Below are 19,758 nucleotides of genomic sequence, written 5' to 3'. Positions count from 1 at the left end.
GTGACCTGGAACCCGCTGGAGCTCCCTTCGCAGGCAGGAAAGACCTTCGTCGTCACCGGCGGCAACGCCGGAATCGGCTACTTCATCAGTGAGCAACTGACCGGTGCCGGTGCGAGGGTCGTCATCGCTGCCCGCAATCCGACGAAAGCGGATGCCGCCATCACGGCGATCCACTCGCGCCAGCCGGGAGCGCAGCTGAGCTCGGTGGTGCTCGATCTCGCCTCCTACGCCTCCGTGCGGGCAGCGGCAACCGAGCTGGCATCCCTCGACAGGATCGACGGGATCATCGAGAACGCCGGCATGGTCGTGCCGACCAAACGGCGCGAAGAGACCGTCGACGGCAATGAGCTGATGTTCGGCACGAACCACCTCGGCCACTTCCTGCTCACCGCCCTGATCTTCCCCACGTTGGCCACGACGCCCGGAAGCAGGATCGTGACGATGGGTAGCGGCGCAACCCGGTTGGTCGCGCTCAATCCGGACGACCTGCAGAGCACGGGCAGATTCCGGTCGTTCGCCGCCTACGCCCAGTCCAAGCACGCCACGCAGGCCTTCGGGTTCGAGTTGGATCGCAGGCTGAGGGCCACCGGAAGTTCCGTGACCGCGCTGGTCGCGCATCCGGGCGGCGGACAGGACGGCAACAGTCCGGAGCGGCCGGGCGTCATGGAGCCGACAGCGGGTCAACGAGCACGCGCCACCCTGCTGTTCTTCGTGGGCGGCGGCAAAGACAAGGCAGCCTGGTTCGCGGTGCGCGCGGCGACGGATCCGGATGCCGAGGGCGGCCAGTACTGGGGACCGCGCGGCAATATCACCGGCCAGCCTGTGCTCGCGAAGCCTGTCCAGTCGAGCCACGCCGAGTCATTCGGCCGCCGGCTCTGGAGTGAGTCGGAGCGCCTCGTCGGAGAGACCTTCGCACTATGACCGACTCTCTTTTCGACCTCGGCGGTACCGTCGCACTGGTCACCGGCGCGGGCCGTGGGCTCGGCCGGGCGATAGCGCTCGAGCTGGCTGCCGCCGGCTCGGATGTCGCGCTCGGCCTTCGCGACCCTGCACACGATGGCGGTCTCACGGCCGAGATCGCCGCGCTGGGTCGCCGTGCCCTCGCGCTGCCGATGGATGTGCGGGACCTCGAACAGAGCCGCGCAGCCATCGATCGCACCGTCGCGGAACTGGGCGCGCTCGACATCCTCGTCAACAACGCCGGCGGCGGAATCGTCGCGCCGGCGATCGACGTGAGCGAGGACGACTTCGACGCCGTCTGGTCGTTCAACACTCGCGCGACCTTCTTCATCTCGCAGCACGCCGCCCGTCACATGAGGTCGGTCGGCTCCGGCGCGATCATCAACATGGCTTCGCAGGCAGGTCTCGTTGCCTTGCCGGGCGAATCAACCTACGCCATCTCTAAGGCTGCGATCATCCACATGACCAAGGCGCTGGCCGTCGAATGGGGCGAGTTCGGCATCCGGGTGAACGCCGTCGCCCCGACCTTCATCGAGACCGACGGCACCAGCGCCGCGCTGTCCGATCCGGCTTTCCGCGCTGACACGATAGACAGGATCGCAGCGCTGCACCGCATCGGCGCCCCCCGCGAGGTCTCCGGCGCGGTCGTCTTCCTCGCCTCGCGCGCAGCATCGCTCATCACCGGCACGACACTGCCCATCGATGGCGGTTGGACTGCCCGGTAAGTTGTGGTCCGTCGGTAGGTTGTGGTCCGTCCGGTCGCCCGACAGGCCCCAGCAACGGTCGCTTGTCACAAACGGTGGCGCGACGGCATCCACACCACGGTTAGTGACAGGTGAGCGTGATAGTTGTGGACCGACGGCATCCACACCACGGTTGGTGGCAGGTCAGGATGGATTAGCGCCCGACCAGCCAGCGGCGATCAGCGCCGTCCGCAGCTTGCCGAAGAGCGAAGGCGGTCGTGCCATGAGGCTCTTGTTGACGCGGATGACCCGCCAACCCAACTCCATCACGTCGTCGAGTCGGTCGATGTCGCGGTGGAATTGCTTTTCGTCGGTGCGGTGGTCACCGCCGTCGTATTCGAGCAGCACGCGATACTCCGGATAGGCGAGATCGCCCAGCGCGACGAAGGCCCCGTACTCATTGCGAATCTCATGATTCACGAACGGCTCGGGAAACCCGGCCCGCACGATCATCAAGCGCAACATCGTCTCTCGTGCCGAATCGGTTCGCGGACGTAGGTGACTGAGAGTTTCGCGAAGTCGCGACGCCCCAGGACAGCCAGCTTGGGCTGCGACCGCGACTTCGAGTTCCGACATCGAGGCGAGCGGATTCTGCCGTCCGATCAGGCCGTCACCCATCACGATGAGATCGTCGAGCGACAGTGTGGCGCCCAGCATGATCCAGGTGGCGACCGGCCCGCTGCAACGGAGTCCACCGCCGACGGTTACGAGAGGAACGCTGGTGGCAAGTTGATGTCCGATCACGCCGCGCCGCCGCGGTGCACGGCCTGGAGCGGGCGTGCTCACGTGCAGGCTGGTCAGGTCCGGGCGTTCAGGGAGTCGAAGGCCCAGGAGATGCGCGGCGGTGAGATGACTGAAGAATTGTTCCGCCGGCATAAGAGTCGCGTACGCGAAGGCGAGACCGTCCACTGTCGGGAGAAATGGATGCGTCACCCGGACGCCATGAAACGGGCGTGCGAGGTCGTCCGCTCGGAGACGCCACTCGCCCAATCCATTCGTCAGCGCATCTGCCGTCGCGAAGGGACGCTGAGCGAGCGTCGGCGGGAGGGAGCGGCGGCGAGACATCCGACGATCCTGGCATCTCGGCTCTCGCCGAGGAATGTTTCTCCACAGTCCTGAAAGTCGAGCCGTCACCTGGCACGAACTGTGGCCTGGACGTGCGGAGGCCACTGGATGCGACAATTGCCGGACGCCCGACGCGCACTACTCGCCGGAAGCGCCAGCGGACGCCGGAAACTAGTAGCCGATCACCGGGCCGAAGTGCTGCGCGAGAGTCCCGCGGTGCGTGGCGCGGAGTTCCTCGAGGGTGAAGGTGAACCGGTCCTGAACCTCGAGGGCGCCGGCCGCTCCGTTGAGCGAAGCGTCGGTGACCCCCACGCGAAGCACGGGCACGCCGCGGCCCTCGCAGAGACCGATGAAGCGCACGTCGTCTTCGCGGGGAACGGAGACGATGGCGCGCGCGGTGGATTCGCTGAAGAGTGCGGCCGTGGCATCCACGCCGTCGCGCTCCATGATCTCGCTGATCCAGAGGCGCGCGCCGATGCCGAAGCGCAGCACGGACTCCGATACCGCCTGGATGAGACCGCCGTCAGAGAGGTCGTGGGCCGACGCGATGATGTTCTGCTTCGAGGCCGCCCTGATGAGCCCGGCGAGGGCCTGCTCCGCCGGAAAGTCGACGATCGGCGGGTGCCCGCCGAGGTGGTCGTGCACGACGCCAGCCCAGGCAGAGCCGTCGAGCTCGTCGCGCGTGACGCCGAGCAGGTAGATGTTGTTGCCCTCGTCCTGCCAGCCGGAGGGGATCCGATCGGCGACATCGTCGATCACGCCGAGGACGGCCACGACCGGTGTCGGGTGGATCGGCACGTCGCCGGTCTGGTTGTAGAAGCTCACGTTGCCACCGGTCACCGGGATCTCGAGGGCGAGGCATCCGTCGGCCAGCCCTTCGACAGCCTGGGAGAACTGCCACATGACCTCCGGGTTCTCCGGGCTGCCGAAGTTGAGGCAGTCCGAGACCGCGACGGGAGTGGCGCCGGTGACCGCGACGTTGCGGAAGGCCTCGGCCAGGGCGAGCTGCGCGCCGCGATAAGGGTCGAGCTGGGCGTAGCGACCGTTGGCGTCCGTCGCGACGGCGAAACCGAGGCCAGACTCCTCATCGACCCGCACCATGCCGCCGTCGTCGGGGAAGCTGAGGGCGGTGTTGCCCATGACGTAGCGGTCGTACTGGTTGGTGATCCAGTCTTTCGAGGCGAGGTTGCCGCTGCCGAGCAGCGCTGCCGCCTGGCTCTTCAGCTCATCGCTCGATGCGGCGCGCGGGAGAGCGGATGCCGAGTGGCGCTGCAGCGCGTCGATCCAGTCAGGGTAGGCCACCGGGCGGTCGTACACCGGGCCGTCCACGGCCACGGTGCGCGGCTCCACGTTCACGATCTCTTCGCCGTGCCAATTGATGATGAGGCGGCCGGTGTCGGTGACCTCACCGAGCACGCTGGTCTCGACATCCCACTTCGCTGTGACTTCTAAAAATCCAGCGAGTTTCTCGGGAGTGACCACTGCCATCATTCGCTCCTGGCTCTCCGACATGAGGATCTCCTCAGCCGTGAGGGTCGGGTCGCGCAGCAGCACCTTCTCCAGCTCGATGAACATGCCGCCGTCGCCATTGGAGGCGAGCTCGGAGGTGGCGCAGCTGATGCCGGCAGCGCCGAGATCCTGGATGCCCTCCACCAGCTCCTGCTGGAACAGCTCGAGGCAGCACTCGATGAGCACCTTCTCGGCGAAGGGGTCGCCGACCTGCACCGCGGGTCGCTTGGTCGGGCCGCCCGCGCTGAACGAGTCCGACGCGAGAATGGATGCCCCGCCGATGCCGTCCCCGCCGGTGCGGGCACCAAACAGCACCACCTTGTTGCCCACGCCGCGGGCGTTGGCCAGGTGCAGGTCTTCGTGGCGCAGAACTCCCACGGCCAGCGCATTGACCAGCGGATTGGCCTGGTACACCGGGTCGAACCAGGTCTCGCCGCCGATGTTCGGCAAGCCGAGGCAGTTGCCGTAAAACGAGATGCCGGCGACGACGCCGTGCACGACACGGGCGGTGTCGGGGTCGTCGATGGCGCCGAAGCGGAGAGCGTCCATCACGGCGACCGGGCGGGCACCCATCGAGATGATGTCGCGAACGATTCCGCCGACCCCGGTGGCAGCACCCTGGAAAGGCTCGATGTAGGAGGGGTGGTTGTGACTCTCGATCTTGAAGGTGACCGCCCAGCCCTGGCCGACATCCACGACCCCTGCGTTCTCACCCATGCCAACCATGAGGTTCTTGCGCATCTTTTCGGTGGTCTTCGTGCCGAACTGGCGCAGGTAGTTCTTCGACGACTTGTAGGAGCAGTGCTCGCTCCACATGACCGAGTACATGGCGAGTTCACCGCTGGTTGGGCGCCGGCCAAGAATCTCGCGGATTGTGAGGTACTCGTCTTCCTTGAGGCCGAGCGAAGCGTAGGGCTGCTCCCTGTCCGGGGTGACCGCGGCGTTCGAGACGGTGTCGGCGGCAGAAATTGTGGGAGTGGCCGGGCTGGCCGGGCTGGCTGAGGTGGCCGGGCTGGCTGAGGTGCTCAAGGGCGTAATAGCTCCTGGTTCGAGGGTGTGCCGGATAGGCCAATTCTACCGGGCGCCACAACGCGTCTCGCTGCTTCCGTTCCGTGCGCTGTTGTTTTGGGGGGGGGGGGGGGGGGGGCGCGCCCCCGGCCCCCCCCCACAAACCCCCCCCCCCCCCCGGGGCCCCCCGCCCGCGGGGGGCCGCCCCTCGGTGGGCGGGCGCGGCGGCGCGGCGGCCCCCCCCCCCCCCCCCGGGGGGGGGGGGGGGGGGGGGGGGGGGGCGGGGGGGGCCCCCCCCCCCCCCCCCCCCCCCCCCCCAAAAAACCGCGCAACGCAACCGGGGCTGCCCAGGAAGGCGGTATTGCGGCCGGTACTTGCACCCCATGAGGCGCGTAGCCTTGACGGAGGCGCACGCGGGCGCCGCGGGAAGAGTTGACGAGTATGTCCATCACAGAACAGCAGACGGTGACCACAGCCTTGACCCTCGCCGAGGTCGAACGTCTGCGGGCCGACTTCCCGATCCTCCGAGAACGGGTGAACGGGCATCCGCTGGTCTATCTCGACTCTGGAGCCACGTCGCAGCGACCGACGTCGGTGATGGATGCCGAGCGCGACTTCGCCGAGCACCGCAACTCGGCCGTGCATCGCGGCGCTCACACGCTGGCGGCCGAGGCAACCGAGCTGTTCGAGAACGCCCGCGGCACCGTCGCCAGGTTGATCGGCGCTCGCGAGAACGAGGTGGTCTGGACCTCCAACGCGACCGAGGCGCTCAACCTCATCGCCTACGCCTTCTCCAACGCCAGCCTGGGTCGAGGCGGCGCCGACGCCGAGCGCTTTCGACTCACGGAGGGCGACGAGATCGTCGTCACCGAGATGGAGCACCACGCCAACCTGATCCCCTGGCAGGAGCTGGCCGCCCGCACCGGCGCGACTCTGCGCGTGATCGGCCTGGGCGACGACGGAACGCTGCGGATGGATGAGGCGGCCGCGATCATCGGCGAACGCACCCGCCTGCTCTGCTTCACCCACATCTCTAACGTTCTCGGCACCATCAACCCGGTGGAGCAGCTGGTGGCCCTCGCCCGTTCCGTCGGCGCCCTCGTCGTACTCGACGCCTGCCAGTCCGCGCCGCATCGGCCCCTCGACGTGGTGGCGCTCGATGTGGACTTCGCCGCCTTCTCGGGCCATAAGATGCTCGGCCCGACCGGTGTCGGTGTGCTCTACGGGCGTGCGGAGTTGCTCGACGCGATGCCGCCATTTCTCACCGGCGGCTCCATGATCACCACGGTCACCCTCGAAAAGGCGGAGTTTTTGCCCGCGCCGCAGCGCTTCGAAGCCGGCACCCAGCGGGTGTCGCAGGCGATCGCGCTCGCCGCGGCCGTCGACTACCTCAGCGCGGTCGGCATGGACCGCATCCACGACTGGGAGGCGGCGCTCGGCCAGCGACTCGTGACGGGACTCGAGCAGATCCCCGGCGTGCGGGTGCTCGGCCCGGCATCCGGTGTCGATCGCGCAGGGCTCGCCAGTTTCGTGTTCGATGGCGTGCACGCGCACGATGTCGGCCAGTATCTCGACGACCTCGGTATCGCCATCCGCGTCGGCCATCACTGCGCCCAACCCCTGCACCGACGATTCGGCGCCACGGCCACGACCCGTGCGAGCGCCTACCTCTATACGACGCCGGACGAGGTGGATGCCTTCCTCGACGGTGTGCGCGGTGTCGGCACGTTCTTCGGGGTCAGTACCTCTGGGGCTGGCCGATGAGCTCCGGGTTGGAAGGCCTGTACCAGGAGGTGATTATGGATCACTCCCGCAAGCCCCACGGCCACGGCCTGACGGATGGCGCTGCCGCCGAGTCGCACCAGATCAACCCGACCTGCGGCGACGAGATCACTCTGCAGGTGCACGTCGGAGACCAAGGCATCGCGTCGATCAGTTGGGAAGGGCACGGTTGTGCGATCTCGCAGGCGTCGGCGTCACTGCTCTCCGATCTGGTCATCGACCTCGATGAGGCAGCGGTGCGCGAACGCATCGACGCGTTCCGCGAACTGATGCGTTCGCGCGGTGAACTCCAGGGCGACGACGAACTGCTCGGCGATGCGATCGTGCTCGGCGGCGTCTCGCGCTATGTCGCCAGGGTCAAATGCGCCATGCTCGCCTGGGTCGCGCTGGAGGATGCATTGCAGCGGGTGGACGTGTAAGGGTCGCGCCGCACAGTGCAGTGTCGTGCCGCAGTGTTCGGCAGTGTTCGGCAGTGCCAAATGAAGGGGATCGTGGACCTTCGGGATGATCGCTGCCCGTAGATTCAGGGGCTCGCTCCACGAGTGCCTTCATTTGGCACAGGACATGGCAGAGGATCGAGGCGGGCTCAGTCGCGAGCGAGCAACTCGAGCGTGTCAACGACGCGGTTCGAGAAACCCCACTCGTTGTCGTACCAGGCCACCACCTTGACATGCGTGCCATGGACGCGGGTGAGTGCGGCGTCGAAGATCGCCGACCCCGGCTGGCCGGTGATGTCGCTGGAGACCAGCGGTTCGTCGGAGTACTCGAGGATGCCCGCGAGCGCACCGTCCGCCGCTGAACGGTAGGCCGCCAACACCTCCTCGCGGGTGACCTCACGGGAGACCGTCGTGTTCAGCTCCACGATCGACCCGACCGGGACTGGCACACGGATCGAGTCCCCGGACAGTTTGCCGTCGAGGTTTGGCAGCACAACGCCGATAGCCTTCGCGGCACCGGTTGTGGTCGGCACGATGTTCACACCGGCTGCGCGAGCGCGGCGCAGGTCGCGGTGCGGGCTGTCCTGCAGATTCTGCTCCTGTGTGTAGGCATGCACGGTGGTCATGAAGCCGTGCTCGATACCGGCCAGGTCATCCAGCACCGATGCCAGCGGAGCCAGCGCATTCGTAGTGCACGACGCGTTCGAGATGATCACATGCTCGGCGGGGTTGTAGGCATCCGTGTTCACGCCATAGGCGAGAGTGACGTCGGCTCCATCGGAGGGAGCGCTCACCAGCACGCGCTTAGCCCCGGCGCGGATGTGGGCGCGGGCAGCATCTGCCGAGGTGAAGCGGCCGGTGGACTCGAGCACGACGTCGACTCCGAGTTCTGCCCATGGAAGGTCAGCAGGCTCGCGTTCGGCGAGCACCCTGATGCGGCGGCCGTCGACCACGAGGTCCGTTCCGTCGACCTCGACGGAGCGGCCGAGGCGGCCGAGTGAGCTGTCATACCTGAGCAAATGGGCGAGGGTCTCGGGGGCGGTGAGGTCGTTGACAGCGACCACCTCGAGGTCGCTGTCGCGCTCGAGGAGTGCGCGGAGAGTGTTGCGTCCGATACGGCCGAGGCCGTTGATGGCAATGCGAGTCATGGAGCTTCCTTTCGTTCCGCCTTCCATCGTCGGCCTCCGGATGCTTCCTCAACAGTGGCCTGAATGACAGTGTGCGCAATGATCCCGCCAGAGCATGCGTCACAGGCCGCAAGGATGTCGCCAAAGCCCGTTCAGGCGGAGAACGTATGCCGATACTCCGTGGGCGAGGTGCCGAGAATGCGCTGGAAGTGCAGGCGCAGGTTGGCGCCGGTGCCGAGTCCGACGCGATCGGCGATCTGCTCCACGCCCAGGCCGCTGCTCTCGAGGAGCTCGCGCGCCAGGTCTACCCGTGCCCTGAGCACCCACTGCATCGGCGTGTATCCGGTGTCCTCCAGGAAACGCCGCGACAGGGTGCGTGCCGACACCCGTGCATTGCGGGCGAGTGCTTCGAGCGTCAACCTCTCGGCTATGTGCTCCAGTACCCACTCGCGTGTGCTCGCGAACAGGTCGCCGAGCGGCTCCGGCACGCTGCGGGGAACATACTGCGCTTGCCCTCCGCTGCGATAGGGCGCGGCCACCAGCCGCCTCGCCACATGGTTGGAGAGCCCGATGCCATGGTCACGCCGCACCAGGTGCAGGCAGAGGTCGATGCCGGATGCCGCGCCCGCTGACGTGAGCACGTCGCCCTCATCCACGAAGAGCACATTCTCGTCCACCAGAACGAGAGGGTGCTTCACGCCCAGAGCCCTGGTGTAGTGCCAATGGGTGGTCGCCCGCTTACCGTCGAGCAGACCGGTCGCCGCCAGCGCGAACGCCCCCGTCGAGATGGCCGCGATGCGGGCTCCGCGCTGGTGGGCCGCCCGTAGAGCGTCCACGACCACCGCCGATGGTTCCGTGGTCGCCGGCTCCCGGTAGCCGGGGATGAAGATCGTGTCAGCGTGCTCCAGAGCTTCAAGCCCCTCGGCGACGTAATAGGTGAGACCGTCGCCGCCGGTCACTGCTCCGGCTGCGGCGCCGCACACCCGCACCTCGTATGGCATGCTCGGTCGGCTGGTGAACACCTGCGCGGGGATGCCGACGTCGAGCGGCTTCGCGCCCTCGAGCACGAGCACAGCAACCCGGTGGTTCCTCAGAGCCATCGTGCCTCTTTCCCTTCGACCGGTGGAGAACCAGAGCGGTGGACAGACAGACCCGTGGAGAAACAGTCAGGCGGCGAAACAGTCAGGCGGAGACGAGCGATCGGATCGCGCTGGTGAAGAATTTCAGTCCGTCGGTACCGTTGCGCATGGCGAGAGCGGTGTCAGGGCCGAAGCCCTCCTCGGTCGCGTGCTCCGGATGCGGCATCAATCCGACCACATTGCCGCGCTCATTCGTGACGCCGGCGATGTCGTTGATCGAACCGTTCGGGTTCACCTCGAGGTAGCGGAACGCCACCTGGCCTTCGCCCTCGAGGCGCGCGATGGTCTCGGCGTCGGCGATGAAACCGCCTTCGCCGTTCTTCAGCGGGATGGTGATCTCCGCACCGTCGTCGAACTCGTTGGTCCAGGCCGTCGAGGTGTTCTCCACTCGCAATTTCTGATCGCGGCAGATGAAGCTGCCGTGGGCATTGCGGATGAGCCCACCCGCCAGCAGGTGCGCCTCGGCGAGCATCTGGAAACCGTTGCAGATGCCGAGCACCGGCATCCCCTTGGCCGCGGCGTCGATGACTTCGCTCATGATCGGCGAGAAACTGGCGATAGCACCGCAGCGCAGGTAGTCGCCGTAGCTGAACCCGCCGGGCAGCACGATCGCATCGACGCCCCTAAGGTCGTGCTCCCCGTGCCAGAGGGCGATCGGCGTCGCTCCGGCCAGACGGATGGCGCGCTGTGCGTCGCGGTCGTCGAGCGAACCGGGGAAGGTGACGACGCCGATGCTGGTCATGACGCGACCGCTGAGGAGGCCGCTTCGACAGGCTCAGCTTCGACAGGCTCAGCTTCGACAGGCGCAGCTTCGACAGGCGCAGCGACCGAGTTGAGCACCGTTATCGAGACGACGTCTTCGATCACGGAGTTGGAGAACATGTCGTTCGCGAGGCCGGTGACCGCGGCGAGCACGGCATCCGTGACCTCGCCGTCGACTGTCACCTCGAAGCGTTTGCCGATGCGCACAGCGCTGAACTGGGTCTTGCCGAGTCGGGTGAGCGCCCCTGCGACTGCCTTGCCCTGGGGGTCAAGCAGTTCGGCTTTGGGCATTACCTCGACGACGATTGTGGGCACCGATAACTCCAACGAGTTCGCCTGCGGATGGATGCTTCGATTCTAGCCGAGCCAACGCTGGGGCCGAGCCGCTCGACTGACCTACACGACCAACTCGCCAGCGCAAGGCCTGTAAACAGCGAGGACCGCACAGTACTGTCGGGAGCAATCGATCAGGACGGTAGTCAATGTTCAAGAAATCACACGCCACAGCCACGGCGGCAGCGCTGCAGACACGAACGCCGGCAGCGCTGTGGACCGACACCTTCGGTCGGCTCGCAACGAGATGCGGCCAGGTGCTGATCGTTCTCACCGTCGTGTCGCTCATCGTGTTCGCGGCGACGAAACTCCAGCTCGTGGTCATCCCGATTCTCATTGCGCTGATCGTCTCGTCAGCCTTCCGCCCGCTGGTGCGGGTGCTGGAGAGGGTGATGCCGCGCGTGATCGCGGCCATCCTGTCCCTGCTGGCCGGGGTGATCGTCTTCGGCGGCATCATCACCATCGCGGTGTTCCAGGTGCAGGCGCAGTTCCCCGCCCTGCAGAAATCAGTGACCTCCGGCGTCAACCAGGTCGCGGACTTTATCAAAAACGGACCCTTCAACATCGGGGCCAAGCAGATCAGCGACATCCAGAAGACGCTCGTCGATTTCGTGACAAGCGCGAACTTCGGATCGGGTGCGCTCGCCGGAGTCTCGACAGCGGCGGAACTGGTGACCGGCGCAATCCTGGCGATAATCGTGCTCTTCTATTTCATGAAGGATGGCCCGATGATCTGGGCCTTCCTGATCAAGCCGTTCAAGCCTGTGGTGCACGCCAAGGCTCGCCGGGCGGGTGACAGCGCCGTGCAGACGCTCGGGGGATACGTGCGCGGGACGGCACTCATCGCCCTGGTCGACGCGGTGTTCATCGGTGTCGCGATGCTCGTCCTGCGGGTTCCGCTGGCGATCCCCCTGGCCATCCTGGTTTTCATCGGTGCATTCATCCCACTCATCGGTGCTACCGCAACGGGAATCATCGCGGCCCTGGTCACCCTGGTGACGAATGGGCTCGGGCCGGCGATCGCCGTGGTGATCGTCGTGGTCGTCGTGCAGCAGATCGAGGGCAATTTCCTCTCGCCGTTCGTGATGGGCAAGTCGCTCAAACTTCACGGACTCGTCGTGATTCTCGCCCTCACCGCCGGCACGATCCTCGGCGGAATCTTTGGCACCCTCATCTCGGTGCCGGCGGCCGCGGTCGCCTGGCAGGTGATCAAGTCCTGGAACGACCCGATCGAGTAGCGCCACGTCGCGCGTGCACCGCCATTCGTCACAAAGTGTGGCCTGCCGACCTGCACCCACGGTTCATGGCAAGTCGCGGTAGCGCGGCTGGCGGAAGGCGCGCTAGACCGCAGACGTCACCCGGATGAGGTTGGCCCACGGGTCGTCGAAGCTGAGAGTCTGACCGTCGTCGCGGGCTCCGAGACCGAAGTGCTGCATCCGCTCGCCCAGCGCGCCGAGGTCGTCGGCCGTCGGAACGACGATGTCGACCTGGCCGAGACCGAGCGTGCGAGCTCGGCGCCCTGCGCCCGCGCTGTTCCAGGTGTTCATGGCCATGTGGTGGTGGTATCCACCGGCGCTCACGAAGAGTGCGGAGCCGGGGATGGCGATGGTCTGTTCGAAGCCGAGGCGATCGACGTAGAACTCCTTTGCCGTCGCCACGTCACCGACGGAGAGGTGCACGTGGCCGACGACGGCATCGCCGAAGTTGGGAGCGTCGACGGCCTCCGGGGTGAGATGCTCCTGCAGGAACGCGTTCGGGTCGAGGAAGAGCGTTGACATCTCGATCTGGCCGTGCGTCCAGCTCCACTGGGTGCGGTCGCGATCCCAGTACAGCTCGACGCCGTTTCCCTCGGGGTCGGTGAAGTAGAAGGCCTTGCTCACCAGGTGATCGGAGCTGCCGGTGAAGGTGCCTGGCGCTTTCGTCGCGACCGAGTAGACCGCCGCGGCGAGGGCTGCTTCGCTGTCGAACAGGATCGCTGTGTGAAAGAGCCCGGCGTCTCGCGGCGAAGCGTGCACCAGCTCGGGTGCGGCCCGAAGGATGATGAGCGGGGTCGTGTCTCGACCGAGAGTCATGGTGTCCGCGGTCGCGTCCAGCACGCTGAGTGCGAAGGCGTCGCGGTAGTAGGCGGTAAGCGCGTCGAGGTCGGCGACGAGCAGGGTTACCGGACCCATCGAGGTGTCGGCGGCGAGAAGATCCTGAGTTGTCATGATGGCTACAACTTAGTTGAAGCTTCAACTATTCCGCTATGGTCGAGAGATGAGCAGATTGACCGATGCGCAGCAGGAGGCCTGGCGCTCGCTGATGACGGCGACACTCGTGCTCGACGGCGCACTCGATCGCCAGTCCCAGCGCGATGGTGGCATGCCGCACGCCCACTACAAGGTGCTCGTCGTGCTGTACGAGACATCCGGTCGCCGCCTGGCGATGAGCGCGCTCGCCGCCCAGCTGCGTTATTCGCCCAGTCGTCTCACCCACACCGTGGTGAGCATGGAGAAATCGGGTTGGCTGCAGCGCAGCAGATCGACGGATGACCGCCGCGTGCAGATCGTGCAACTCACCGAGGTCGGCATCCGCCTGGTGAAGAAGGTCTCGCCGATCCAGGCGACCGAAGTACGCGCACGGGCGTTCTCGCAGCTCAGTACGAAGCAAGTGCAGCAGCTCGACGCGATTACCGCCGCGATCGTCGAAGGCCTCGACGATCAGCCCGCTTCCTAGCGGAGACCGGCCACTGCCCGCTCGATATCCGCCTCGACCAACTGCATGTTGATGGCGCTGGCGGCCTTCGAACCCATGGACGCGGCATGCACGATCAGGGAACCGGGGTCGGCGACGTTCCCGACGGCCCAGAGCCCAGGCACCGTCGTCGCGCCGGTGCCGTCGGTTCGTACGAATCTCCCCATCGGGGTGTCCTCGGTCTCCGCACCGAGGGACAGCAGGATCTCGTCATTCGGAACGAAACGCGGCGCGATGAACAGGGCGTCGACCTCGGTCTCGCCGTCATCCCGCACGATCACGAGCCCTTTCTCCCGGCGTTCGACCCTCTCGACGCGGCCGGGTACCCGTCGGATGCCGCGGGCGTTCAGGCGTGCCGCATCCTCTACGTCGGGTTCCGCCAGATCGTGCGTGAAGAGGGTCACATCGCTCGACCATTGTCGGATCAGCTGCACCTGGTGAAGGCTGCGCACGTCGTTGGCGAGAACTCCGAGACGCCGATCCTTCACCTCCCAGCCGTGGCAGTAGGGGCAGAGGATCACCTCGACTCCCCAGTTCTCCTGCAGCCCTGGCACGGCAGGGAGTTCGTCGCGCAGGCCGGTTGCGACCACGACATAGCCAGCGGTGACCGTGTCCCCGCCGTCGGTCTCGATACGGAATGCCCCGTCTTCGCGAACGACCGATGCGACACGGGCTGTGCTGATCTCGGCCCCGAACCCGGTGACCTCGGCCCGAGCGATTTCCCGCAGTTCGAGCGGGTTGATCCCTTCCCGAGAGATGAAGCCGTGGGCGTCGTGTGCCGTGCGATTGCGCGGTGATCCCTCGTCGAGAACGAGTACCGATCGCCGGGCACGGGAGGCTACGAGGGCTGCACTCAGCCCTCCGGGGCCGCCGCCGATGATGACAATGTCGAATGTGTGGTGTTCCATATCTCGACCATCGAGGTTGCGGTCTGATAGAGCAAGTATCCTTGCTGAATCGGCACAGGAGGGATTCGTTCATGGATGAGGCGTCCATAGCAACAACGGTGGGTCGCCGACTGCGATCCATCCGTCGCAAGCAGGACCAGACCATCGCGGAGCTGTCGCAGCGCACCGGAATCTCCTCCAGCACTATCTCGCGCCTCGAACGCGGTGACCGCCAGCCGAACCTCGAGTTGCTGCTGCCGCTGGCTCGCGCGTTGGGTGTGGGGTTGGATGGTCTGGTGCCGGGCGCCGTGCCCGATCCGCGCATCACCCGGGCTGCCCGCCGGATCGGACGGGTATCCGTTATGCCCCTCTCAACGGAGTCGGCGTCGAACCAGACCTTCAGGATGAGCGTTCCCTGGAGCGCCCGCAAACCGGAGTTGCGTATCCACGAGGGCTACGACTGGGTCTATGTACTGTCAGGGCGGCTGCGCATCCTGCTCGGCGATCAAGAGTTCATCCTTGGCGCCGGTGAAGCGGCAGAGTTCGATACCCGCACGCCGCATTGGATGGGCAGTGCGGAACGGGGCACTGTCGAAACCCTCACTATCTTCGACCGCGGTGGTGAATGGACCCATCTCCACCCGAACGAGTGACGGCCGCAACCGCACCGGCCAACCCACCGCCGCAATCGCAGCGGTCAACCCCGCCGGCCGGGTCCGTGGTCAGCAACTCGGCAGGAACCACGGCTGCCTATCGGCGCGGCCTCGATGACTCTCGCACGATGAGCTCGTAGCCCGCCTGCTCGGCCCGACCGGGGCCGGTCTCCCCTCCGATACGGCCGACGAGCATCTCGACCGCTCGTCGGGCGATCGTGGCCTTATCCGGGGAGATCGTCGACAGCGATGGCATCGCGTATCTTCCATCCTCGATGTCGTCGAAACCGACGAAGGCGATCTGCCCGGGAATGTCGAAGCCGCGTTTCCAAGCGGCACGCATGGCCCCGAGGGCGAGTAGGTCGTTGAAGCAGAACACGCCATCTGGCGGATCCTCGCGGTCGAGCATGGCGCGCATTGCCTGGGCTCCGCTTTCACGGGTATATTCCACCCCGGTCATATACCGATATGGATCGAGACCTGACTGCTGCATTGCCATGACGAAACCGGCCTCGCGTTGCGCCGTGGTGCCCGTGGCCTGTGACTGCAGGCCGATTGCCGCGATTCGAGTGCACCCGGTTTCGATGAGGTGTCGCGTCGCAGCGAAAGCTGCCCCCACGCCATCGACCGAGATCTGATCGACGCTGGGCCCATAGTCCTCCTCGCCGAGGAGGACTATGGGCTGGGTGGCCGCAGCGGCTTCGACGTCGGACGCCGTCAGGTTGAGGGCGTTCAGCAGCACGCCATCGAAGGTGGCGGATACGGCACCGCCGCTGAGCACCGCCCGCTCGCGCACAGGGTCGCCGTTGGTCTGATCGACTACCAGTGTCAGTGACCGCTGATCGAGCTCGGAGATGAGTGAGCGTGCCAGGTCAGAGAAATAGGGAATGTTGAGCTCGGGAACAACGAAGGCGATGAGCCCGGTGCGGTTCGTACGCAGGCCGCGGGCGTGCGGGTTCGGCCGATACCCTACTTCGTCGATGATGGCCTGAACCCGCAAGCGGGTCTCCGCGCCGACCCGACCCGGCAGGTTGACCACATCGGAAACCGTGCGCTGTGATACGCCCGCCAACTTCGCGACATCCCGGGCTGTCACCGCCATCACGACCTCCTGGTCGGCCAGCCTGAGTCAGGCTATTCCGTCATGATTGTACTGCCACCGGATAACCAAACCTTTTTTAGGAACGACTTGTGCTACGTAGCGCAAACGGTTACCGTAGCTCAAGTCCGCACTCAGAATAGCCATCGAAGGAGATGCGCGTCATGCAAATCACCATTCCTCAGATTATTGAGGGGGCCGGATGAGCGCCCTGAATGAGCTGCGAGCACTCAAGGTTCCGAAGGGCCAGAAGGGCACCCCGGCGCTGCGCAACAAGTCCGAGTTCCGCGACAACAAGGCCGCGGCACTGTTTCTCGCCCCGTGGATCATCGGCTTCCTGGCCATCACGCTCGGTCCCGTCATCGTGTCTCTGTATCTCTCGTTCACCGACTACAACCTGTTGCAGAATCCGAACTTCACCGGCCTCGAGAACGCCCAGCGAATGCTGGAGGACCCGCGCCTGCACCAGTCGCTCGGCGTGACCCTCATTTACGTAGTGGTTTCGGTGCCGGTGCAGCTCATCGTCGCGCTGGCCATCGCCGTGTTGCTCGACCGCGGACTGCGCGGCCTCTCGTTCTACCGCTCGATCCTGTACCTACCATCCCTGCTCGGCGGCAGCGTTGCGATCGCCGTGCTCTGGCGGCTGGTGTTCGGTACGAGCGGCCTCGTCAACGCACTGCTTGCCGTCTTCGGCATCACGGGGCCTGGATGGATCTCATCGCCCGATACCGCGCTGTCGACGCTCATCATCCTGCACGTATGGACGTTCGGCGCGCCAATGGTGATCTTCCTTGCGGGACTCCGACAGATTCCGAGGCAGTACTACGAGGCAGCGTCCACAGACGGAGCCTCCCGGTTGCGGCAGTTCCGCTCGATCACGCTGCCGTTGCTCAGCCCGATCATCTTCTTCAACCTCGTGCTCGGCATCATCGGCGCATTCCAGTCGTTCACGCAGGCCTACGTGGTGTCCAACGGCTCAGGTGGGCCGTCCGACTCCACCCTTTTCATCACGCTGTACCTGTACCAGAAGGGATTTGGCAGTTTCCAAATGGGGTACGCCTCCGCGATCGCTTGGCTTCTGCTGATCATCATTGCCGGCGCCACCGCCATCAACTTCTGGGCCTCAAAGTATTGGGTTTTCTACGATGACTGATCAACAGACCGTTTCCCGCCCCGCGCCGACCCACCCGGCACGGCCACCGCTCACCGACGAGGAGCGTCGTAGCCGTGGTGCCGCCGAGAGAGCTGCACTGCTGCGGCGCCAGCGTCTGGCGAGCATCGGGAAGCACGTCGGGCTCATCCTGCTCGGACTGCTCATGCTCTATCCGGTGCTTTGGATGGTGGTGAGTTCGCTCCGACCCAATGGCCACATCTTCGGCAATCCAGGGCTGCTGCTCGACACCTTCGCGACCCAGAACTACACGAAGGGATGGAACGCGCTCGCCCAGCCGTTCGGCAGCTACCTGCTGAACTCGGCGATCATCGTGTTCGGGTCGATCGTGGGCAACGTGGTCACCTGCTCGCTCGCGGCCTACGCGTTCGCGCGACTGCGCTTCCGTTTCAAACGGCTCTCCTTCGCGGCGATGCTGGTCACGATGATGTTGCCCATTCACGTGTTGATCATCCCCCAATACGTGCTCTTCGCTCAGCTCGGCTGGATCAACACGTACCTGCCACTCATCGTCCCCAAGTTCCTTGCGACAGATGGGTTCTTCATCTTCCTGATGGTGCAGTTCATCCGCGGCATCCCCAAAGAGCTCGACGAAGCGGCACGGATCGACGGTGCGGGGCACCTGCGCATCTTCGTGCAGCTGATGCTGCCGCTCATGACGCCGGCGCTCGCGACCACCGCGATCTTCACCTTCATCTGGACCTGGAACGACTTCTTCGGCCAGCTGATCTACGTCACCGACCCCGACAAATACACCGCGTCCGTGGCATTGCGCTCCTTCGTCGACTCGCAATCACAGTCCGACTACGGCGCGCTCTTCGCGATGAGCGTCGTCACCCTCCTCCCCGTGTTCCTCGCCTTCCTCTTCGGCCAGCGCTTCCTCCTGCGAGGCATCGCGACCACCGGCGGTAAGTGAGAGCCCTGCCTCGACAACCCAACCCTGCATCACGTCCGTTCATCTCATTCGAAGGAGAATCATGAAAAGCACTATCCATTCGCGGGTGCTCGGAGGCATCGCCGCGGCCGCCGTCTCGATGCTCATCCTCAGCGGTTGCGCCGTCGGCGGCGGTGACGGGAGTACCACACTCAGCGACAAGCCCGTCACCATCTCGCTTAACTGGTGGGGAGCCGCCGCGCGCGACAAGCTCACGCGCACTGCTATCGACCTCTTCGAGAAGAAGCATCCGAACATCACCGTTAAAGGTCAGTCGACAGAGTGGGCCGGCTACTGGGACAAGCTCGCGACCACTGTCGCCGGCGGCCAGGCTCCTGACGTGATGCAGTTCGATCAGCTGTACCTTGCCTCCTACGCCCAACGCGGAGCGCTCGCCGACCTCGACAAATACAGCAAGATCCTCGACACCTCCGATCTTCCGGCCTCCATTCGAGGGCAGGGTCAACTCAAAGACACGATGTATGGCGTGCCGATCGGCCTCGTGACCACCGGCATCATCGTCAATCGAACGATGCTCGACAAGTACGGCATCAGCCTTCCCGACACCGACTCGTGGACCTGGGATGACCTCGCGGGCATAGCCCAGGCCGTTACCAAGGCGTCCGGCGGCAGCGTGCACGGCATCAACCCGTTCGGCGGTGACACTCCTTCGCTCACCCTCTGGGCCAGGCAGTATGGCAATGAACTGTATGACAAATCCGGCAACGTGGTGCTGAAGGAGTCCGTGCTCGAAAGCTACTGGCAGTACATGCTCGACCAGATCAAGAGCGGGGCGGCGCCAGGAGCCTCACAGCTCGCCGAGGGCGCAAGTGCCACCATCGACCAGTCCGACATCGCCACCGGCAAGACAGCCATGACATTCCAGCCATCAGCTGTGCTCACGGCCTTCCAGGCGGCGGCACCTGACAAGAAGCTCGACCTCCTCCCCCTGCCGTCGCGCAAGGGCGCCCACAAGGGGTACCAGTATCTGAAGCCCTCGATGTACTGGACGATCTCGAGCAAATCCAAGCATCCCGCTGAGGCGGCCGAGCTCATCGACTTCCTGACCACCGACCCCGAGGTCGGCAAGCTGTTCGGCACGGAACGCGGCACGCCCGCCAACCCCGCCTTCCAGAAAGCGATAGCGCCGAAACTCTCACCGACCGACGTCATCGTGTCGGATGTCATCTCGAAAGCGACGGCCATCGCTGGCGATGCTCCGGCCATCACGCCGGTCGGCGCAGGAGACAGCGATACGATCCTCGGTCGGTACAGCCAGGACGTGCAGTTCGGAAAGAAGACGCCGAAGGAAGCGGCGAAGGAGTTCATCGCAGATCTGACCAAGGCCGTCAAAGACGCGAAGTAGCACGCGGACCTCCGCTGCGACACGCTCGACGCGAGTGTGTCGCAGCGGGG

General features: G+C 65.6%; 19 protein-coding genes. 10 read left to right on the top strand and 9 right to left on the bottom strand.

Annotation, left to right across the window (positions count from 1 at the left end; all coding sequences use genetic code 11):
- Together ABIB56_RS10960 and ABIB56_RS10955 are read left to right on the top strand one after the other, a co-directional pair.
- Nucleotides 1–921 carry an SDR family NAD(P)-dependent oxidoreductase gene (locus ABIB56_RS10960; protein WP_354569243.1) on the top strand — a complete coding sequence of 307 codons (921 nt, stop codon included), beginning with the start codon at nucleotides 1–3 and terminating at the stop codon, nucleotides 919–921.
- Nucleotides 918–1,685: an SDR family NAD(P)-dependent oxidoreductase gene (locus ABIB56_RS10955; RefSeq protein ID WP_354569242.1), complete on the top strand. Its 768-nt coding sequence runs from the start codon at nucleotides 918–920 to the stop codon at nucleotides 1,683–1,685. The genes ABIB56_RS10960 and ABIB56_RS10955 overlap by 4 nt, the downstream gene beginning before the upstream one ends.
- Nucleotides 1,686–1,847: 162 nt before the next feature.
- Here ABIB56_RS10955 and ABIB56_RS10950 read toward each other — a convergent pair whose 3' ends face one another.
- Together ABIB56_RS10950 and purL are read right to left on the bottom strand one after the other, a co-directional pair.
- Entirely contained in the window at nucleotides 1,848–2,768 is a 921-nt protein-coding gene (locus tag ABIB56_RS10950; protein ID WP_354569241.1) for a putative endonuclease domain-containing protein, read from the bottom strand.
- A 171-nt stretch (nucleotides 2,769–2,939) separates the two neighbouring features.
- Nucleotides 2,940–5,246, bottom strand: a complete 2,307-nt coding sequence (gene purL, locus ABIB56_RS10945) for a phosphoribosylformylglycinamidine synthase subunit PurL (protein WP_354569302.1) — start codon at nucleotides 5,244–5,246, stop codon at nucleotides 2,940–2,942.
- A gap of 480 nt (nucleotides 5,247–5,726) precedes the next feature.
- Between purL and ABIB56_RS10940 the strand changes: the two genes are divergently transcribed.
- Nucleotides 5,727–7,049: a cysteine desulfurase gene (locus ABIB56_RS10940; protein WP_354569240.1), complete on the top strand. Its 1,323-nt coding sequence runs from the start codon at nucleotides 5,727–5,729 to the stop codon at nucleotides 7,047–7,049.
- Nucleotides 7,046–7,486: a Fe-S cluster assembly sulfur transfer protein SufU gene (gene sufU, locus ABIB56_RS10935; RefSeq protein WP_354569239.1), complete on the top strand. Its 441-nt coding sequence runs from the start codon at nucleotides 7,046–7,048 to the stop codon at nucleotides 7,484–7,486. The genes ABIB56_RS10940 and sufU overlap by 4 nt, the downstream gene beginning before the upstream one ends.
- A 167-nt stretch (nucleotides 7,487–7,653) precedes the next feature.
- On the opposite strand, the gene gap is transcribed toward sufU, so the two are convergent.
- The 4 genes from gap to ABIB56_RS10915 form a co-directional block, all read right to left on the bottom strand.
- Nucleotides 7,654–8,652: a type I glyceraldehyde-3-phosphate dehydrogenase gene (gene gap, locus ABIB56_RS10930; RefSeq protein ID WP_354569238.1), complete on the bottom strand. Its 999-nt coding sequence runs from the start codon at nucleotides 8,650–8,652 to the stop codon at nucleotides 7,654–7,656.
- Between the two features lie 131 nt (nucleotides 8,653–8,783).
- Nucleotides 8,784–9,731 carry a GlxA family transcriptional regulator gene (locus ABIB56_RS10925; RefSeq protein ID WP_354569237.1) on the bottom strand — a complete coding sequence of 316 codons (948 nt, stop codon included), beginning with the start codon at nucleotides 9,729–9,731 and terminating at the stop codon, nucleotides 8,784–8,786.
- Nucleotides 9,732–9,813: 82 nt separating this feature from the next.
- Nucleotides 9,814–10,512, bottom strand: a complete 699-nt coding sequence (gene purQ, locus ABIB56_RS10920; RefSeq protein ID WP_354569236.1) for a phosphoribosylformylglycinamidine synthase subunit PurQ — start codon at nucleotides 10,510–10,512, stop codon at nucleotides 9,814–9,816.
- A complete protein-coding gene (locus tag ABIB56_RS10915) occupies nucleotides 10,509–10,847 on the bottom strand; it encodes a phosphoribosylformylglycinamidine synthase subunit PurS (protein ID WP_354569235.1) in 339 nt (112 codons plus the stop codon). Before ABIB56_RS10915 ends, purQ begins: the two co-directional genes overlap by 4 nt.
- A 167-nt stretch (nucleotides 10,848–11,014) precedes the next feature.
- On the opposite strand from ABIB56_RS10915, the gene ABIB56_RS10910 reads away from it, so the two are divergent.
- Complete coding sequence (locus ABIB56_RS10910; RefSeq protein WP_354569234.1) at nucleotides 11,015–12,103, top strand: AI-2E family transporter; 1,089 nt, start codon at nucleotides 11,015–11,017, stop codon at nucleotides 12,101–12,103.
- 102 nt (nucleotides 12,104–12,205) lie between these two features.
- Here ABIB56_RS10910 and ABIB56_RS10905 read toward each other — a convergent pair whose 3' ends face one another.
- Entirely contained in the window at nucleotides 12,206–13,072 is an 867-nt protein-coding gene (locus tag ABIB56_RS10905; protein ID WP_354569233.1) for a VOC family protein, read from the bottom strand.
- A gap of 49 nt (nucleotides 13,073–13,121) precedes the next feature.
- Between ABIB56_RS10905 and ABIB56_RS10900 the strand changes: the two genes are divergently transcribed.
- Nucleotides 13,122–13,580, top strand: coding sequence for a MarR family winged helix-turn-helix transcriptional regulator (locus ABIB56_RS10900; protein ID WP_354569232.1), 459 nt, complete (start codon nucleotides 13,122–13,124; stop codon nucleotides 13,578–13,580).
- Here the strand turns inward: ABIB56_RS10900 and ABIB56_RS10895 are convergent.
- Nucleotides 13,577–14,506, bottom strand: a complete 930-nt coding sequence (locus ABIB56_RS10895) for an NAD(P)/FAD-dependent oxidoreductase (RefSeq protein ID WP_354569231.1) — start codon at nucleotides 14,504–14,506, stop codon at nucleotides 13,577–13,579. The two genes, ABIB56_RS10900 and ABIB56_RS10895, sit on opposite strands and share 4 nt — an antisense overlap.
- 71 nt (nucleotides 14,507–14,577) lie before the next feature.
- Between ABIB56_RS10895 and ABIB56_RS10890 the strand changes: the two genes are divergently transcribed.
- Nucleotides 14,578–15,138 carry a helix-turn-helix domain-containing protein gene (locus ABIB56_RS10890; RefSeq protein ID WP_354569230.1) on the top strand — a complete coding sequence of 187 codons (561 nt, stop codon included), beginning with the start codon at nucleotides 14,578–14,580 and terminating at the stop codon, nucleotides 15,136–15,138.
- A gap of 97 nt (nucleotides 15,139–15,235) precedes the next feature.
- Here ABIB56_RS10890 and ABIB56_RS10885 read toward each other — a convergent pair whose 3' ends face one another.
- Complete coding sequence (locus ABIB56_RS10885) at nucleotides 15,236–16,240, bottom strand: LacI family DNA-binding transcriptional regulator (protein WP_354569229.1); 1,005 nt, start codon at nucleotides 16,238–16,240, stop codon at nucleotides 15,236–15,238.
- Nucleotides 16,241–16,439: 199 nt separating this feature from the next.
- Here ABIB56_RS10885 and ABIB56_RS10880 point away from each other — a divergent pair, with 199 nt between their 5' ends.
- The 3 genes from ABIB56_RS10880 (at nucleotide 16,440) to ABIB56_RS10870 (ending at nucleotide 19,708) form a co-directional block, all read left to right on the top strand.
- Nucleotides 16,440–17,390, top strand: a complete 951-nt coding sequence (locus tag ABIB56_RS10880; protein WP_354569228.1) for a carbohydrate ABC transporter permease — start codon at nucleotides 16,440–16,442, stop codon at nucleotides 17,388–17,390.
- Nucleotides 17,383–18,324: a carbohydrate ABC transporter permease gene (locus ABIB56_RS10875; RefSeq protein WP_354569227.1), complete on the top strand. Its 942-nt coding sequence runs from the start codon at nucleotides 17,383–17,385 to the stop codon at nucleotides 18,322–18,324. Before ABIB56_RS10880 ends, ABIB56_RS10875 begins: the two co-directional genes overlap by 8 nt.
- A gap of 61 nt (nucleotides 18,325–18,385) precedes the next feature.
- Entirely contained in the window at nucleotides 18,386–19,708 is a 1,323-nt protein-coding gene (locus tag ABIB56_RS10870) for an ABC transporter substrate-binding protein (protein WP_354569226.1), read from the top strand.
- Nucleotides 19,709–19,758 lie beyond the last annotated feature (50 nt).

The organism is Glaciihabitans sp. UYNi722, from assembly GCF_040549465.1.
In the GTDB taxonomy this organism is placed as follows: domain Bacteria; phylum Actinomycetota; class Actinomycetes; order Actinomycetales; family Microbacteriaceae; genus Lacisediminihabitans.
The sequence above is the reverse complement of the archived record's forward strand: the minus strand, read 5'-3'. Positions and strand labels throughout refer to the sequence as shown.

What these genes read in the sequence shown, in the direction of transcription:
- ABIB56_RS10955 (WP_354569242.1), top strand. Translation starts at nt 918, where the DNA reads ATGACCGACTCTCTTTTCGACCTCGGCGGTACCGTCGCACTGGTCACC.
- ABIB56_RS10950 (WP_354569241.1), bottom strand. Translation starts at nt 2,768, where the DNA reads ATGTCTCGCCGCCGCTCCCTCCCGCCGACGCTCGCTCAGCGTCCCTTC.
- ABIB56_RS10940 (WP_354569240.1), top strand. Translation starts at nt 5,727, where the DNA reads ATGTCCATCACAGAACAGCAGACGGTGACCACAGCCTTGACCCTCGCC.
- sufU (WP_354569239.1), top strand. Translation starts at nt 7,046, where the DNA reads ATGAGCTCCGGGTTGGAAGGCCTGTACCAGGAGGTGATTATGGATCAC.
- gap (WP_354569238.1), bottom strand. Translation starts at nt 8,652, where the DNA reads ATGACTCGCATTGCCATCAACGGCCTCGGCCGTATCGGACGCAACACT.
- ABIB56_RS10925 (WP_354569237.1), bottom strand. Translation starts at nt 9,731, where the DNA reads ATGGCTCTGAGGAACCACCGGGTTGCTGTGCTCGTGCTCGAGGGCGCG.
- purQ (WP_354569236.1), bottom strand. Translation starts at nt 10,512, where the DNA reads ATGACCAGCATCGGCGTCGTCACCTTCCCCGGTTCGCTCGACGACCGC.
- ABIB56_RS10910 (WP_354569234.1), top strand. Translation starts at nt 11,015, where the DNA reads ATGTTCAAGAAATCACACGCCACAGCCACGGCGGCAGCGCTGCAGACA.
- ABIB56_RS10905 (WP_354569233.1), bottom strand. Translation starts at nt 13,072, where the DNA reads ATGACAACTCAGGATCTTCTCGCCGCCGACACCTCGATGGGTCCGGTA.
- ABIB56_RS10900 (WP_354569232.1), top strand. Translation starts at nt 13,122, where the DNA reads ATGAGCAGATTGACCGATGCGCAGCAGGAGGCCTGGCGCTCGCTGATG.
- ABIB56_RS10895 (WP_354569231.1), bottom strand. Translation starts at nt 14,506, where the DNA reads ATGGAACACCACACATTCGACATTGTCATCATCGGCGGCGGCCCCGGA.
- ABIB56_RS10890 (WP_354569230.1), top strand. Translation starts at nt 14,578, where the DNA reads ATGGATGAGGCGTCCATAGCAACAACGGTGGGTCGCCGACTGCGATCC.
- ABIB56_RS10885 (WP_354569229.1), bottom strand. Translation starts at nt 16,240, where the DNA reads ATGGCGGTGACAGCCCGGGATGTCGCGAAGTTGGCGGGCGTATCACAG.
- ABIB56_RS10880 (WP_354569228.1), top strand. Translation starts at nt 16,440, where the DNA reads ATGAGCGCCCTGAATGAGCTGCGAGCACTCAAGGTTCCGAAGGGCCAG.
- ABIB56_RS10875 (WP_354569227.1), top strand. Translation starts at nt 17,383, where the DNA reads ATGACTGATCAACAGACCGTTTCCCGCCCCGCGCCGACCCACCCGGCA.
- ABIB56_RS10870 (WP_354569226.1), top strand. Translation starts at nt 18,386, where the DNA reads ATGAAAAGCACTATCCATTCGCGGGTGCTCGGAGGCATCGCCGCGGCC.